This window comes from Actinocrinis puniceicyclus (assembly GCF_018283645.1).
Classification (GTDB): Bacteria; Actinomycetota; Actinomycetes; order Streptomycetales; family Catenulisporaceae; genus Actinocrinis; species Actinocrinis puniceicyclus.
In genome coordinates, this window is record NZ_JAGSXH010000284.1 from 1 (window position 1) to 1,946 (window position 1,946).

Below are 1,946 nucleotides of genomic sequence, written 5' to 3' on the forward strand. Positions count from 1 at the left end.
GAAACGGACATCCTCACCGTCACGCCGCGGACCGCCGGAAAGCAAACCCAGGACCCCCACACAGACCATCACCAGCCCGGACGTCGGCACCGACCCGCGGGAACCTCACACAGACTGACGCTCAACAATCGTGGCGGCGGTGGTCGTCGCGGCGTCGGTGCACGACAACCACGTCGGCACCGCGCTGCTGGAGAAGGTGGCCGCCACCGGCACGGTGCGCGCGGTGCTGGTGGACCAGGGGTTCAAGACCAGCGTGGTCGAGCACGGCGCGACGCGCGGCATCGAGGTGCGGATCGTCGCGCGCAACCCCGGCAACAGCGGGTTCGTCCCCGAGCCGATCCGCTGGCGCGTCGAGCAGACCAACGGCCTGAACATGCTCGAGCGGCGGCTCGCGCGCGAGTACGATCACGCCCCGTCCTGCTCGGAGTCAAGGATCTACTGGGCCTCGGCCGGGCGGATACTGCGCCGGCTGGCCGGCACACCCGCGCGATGGCGGGACGCGTGATGACCCGCACCGCCATCGGGCAACTCCTGCAGGTCATCGAACAGCGCGAACACCATCTGGCCGAACAGGCCGGTGCGCTGGCCGCGCGCCTGCGCGAGGTTCAGGCCGAACGCGAAGAGTTGCAGGTCACGGCCAAGACCGTCCGCGCGATGGCCGCCGACCTCGACCTTGATCGGCCCCCGGCCCCCGCGCTGCCGGACGGGCCGGCCTACCAGCAGATCATGGGCGTGTTCGACCACGAACAACGGCCGCTGCGCGCCCGCGACCTGTGCCTCGCGCTGGACCTGCCGGTCCTGCCCAAGCACACCGAAGGCACCCGCGCCAAGCTCAAACGCCTGGTCAGCCTCGGATTCCTCGAGGAGAGCGAACCAGGATTGTTCCAACAACCCCGCACCCAGGGACAGCCCACCCCCAACCGACCAGCAGCCCTAATCAACACCAAAGAGCAAATCGGTCCAGAACTCGCTTATCGCCCTCTGACGCTCCGTCACCACCGAAAGTGCGACAGAGCCGATAGCCTTACAGACCCGATCAAGAAGGAATTGAAGGCGAGGCAGGTTAGGGGATCGCGCGCCAGCAAGGAGAAGAAGACGCCGAAGACGTCCTCCGGGGGCTCAAATAACTTCAGCTCCGATATCCGGACGGGATTAGAATGGGCACTCGGCGCGATCGCAATCGTAGCCGTGGTGGCGGTCGTGGTGTACTTCGCATCGGTCGTGGCCACTGCCGTTGCTCTCTTCGTCGGGATCGGCGCACTGTTCGAATGGTGATCTGGGAAAGGCGGCCGATGGCCGGCAAGTATCGATGGCGGACTGCCGCGCGGCGGCGGTTGCCTTGGCTCCTGATGTCCCTCTTCCCGAAAAGAAGAAAGGATTGCGGTAACCACGAGTGGGCGCTCTCGGACGAGAACACTTACCGGTGCTACCACTGTGTGGTCGGTGTGCGGGCGCCGACGGACGAGGAGCGCGAGTCGAATCGCCGAGCAAGCGCCGCCAGGGCTGCGCAGCGGGCGAACCAAGCGCGTTGAGTCCGGGCATCGGATTGCTCGCGTCGCCCGACCCGATCTCCCGGGCGACCGGATGCGCCCTCCTCGGCTGTGCCAGTGAGGTTCACGAGGAGGTACGTGAGGAAGCCGCGACCGCGCTGCTGGCTCTTGCCTCGACAGAGACGGACGATGATGTCCTGTGGTGTGCAACCGACGTTGATCGTTTACGCCTGGGTCGTGGTCTTCTGCTTGAGGCGTTCGTAGGGGGTTTGGCCGCCGAGGCCGCCGTGGGGTCGATGGTAGTTGTAGTAGTCCTCCCATTCGCGCAGTTTGTCGTTGAAGGCGTTGGCGTCGTCGATGAGGACACCGTCGAGCATGCGGTAGAACTCCTCGGCGTCGATGCGGTGTGAGCGTTATCCCCGGCACCCGCCGCATCCGCCACCCCGACCCCACACC

At 66.3% G+C, this 1,946-nt stretch carries 2 protein-coding genes and 1 pseudogene; 2 read left to right on the forward strand and 1 reads right to left on the reverse strand.

The features are described from left to right. The first annotated feature begins 130 nt into the window (after window positions 1–130). Window positions 131–505 carry a transposase gene (locus KGA66_RS28775; protein WP_211472722.1) on the forward strand — a complete coding sequence of 125 codons (375 nt, stop codon included), beginning with the start codon at window positions 131–133 and terminating at the stop codon, window positions 503–505. After that, window positions 505–1,275, forward strand: a complete 771-nt coding sequence (locus KGA66_RS28780; RefSeq protein ID WP_211472724.1) for a hypothetical protein — start codon at window positions 505–507, stop codon at window positions 1,273–1,275. The genes KGA66_RS28775 and KGA66_RS28780 overlap by 1 nt, the downstream gene beginning before the upstream one ends. A gap of 439 nt (window positions 1,276–1,714) precedes the next feature. Here the strand turns inward: KGA66_RS28780 and KGA66_RS28785 are convergent. Continuing rightward, a pseudogene (locus KGA66_RS28785) lies at window positions 1,715–1,903 on the reverse strand (integrase core domain-containing protein); the annotation flags it as partial. Window positions 1,904–1,946 lie beyond the last annotated feature (43 nt).